General features: G+C 66.0%; 1 pseudogene. It reads right to left on the reverse strand.

Annotated elements, in window-relative coordinates:
* Positions 1 to 382 (reverse strand): annotated as a pseudogene (locus P0D73_RS46820) (efflux RND transporter permease subunit); the annotation flags it as partial.

Consider the following 382-nt stretch of genomic DNA (forward strand, 5'->3'; position numbering starts at 1 on the left):
ATCGATCGGCGCGGGCAGGCCGAAGTTGAGAATCTGGCTGACGATGTCGGCGGGCAGGAAAGCGAACGTGACGCCGGGGAAGTCTTTCGTCAGCGTGGTGCGCAGCGTCGCCACGTATTGCGCGGTCGGCTTGTGTTTCGGCGCGAGCGTGATCATCACGTCGGCATCCTCGGAGCCGATCGGGTCCGACGAGTCGTAGGTCAGATTGATGCCGCTCACCGGCACGCCGATGTTGTCCAGCATCGCCGCGAGTTCCTGCTTCGGGATCACGTCGCGCACGCGGGCTTCGACCTGGTCGGTAATGCTCGCGGTGTCCTCGATCCGCGTGCCGGTCGGCGCGCGCAGATGCAGGCGGATTTCGCCGGTGTCCACCGCCGGGAAG

This window comes from Paraburkholderia sp. RL18-101-BIB-B (assembly GCF_046026985.1).
Classification (GTDB): domain Bacteria; phylum Pseudomonadota; class Gammaproteobacteria; order Burkholderiales; family Burkholderiaceae; genus Paraburkholderia.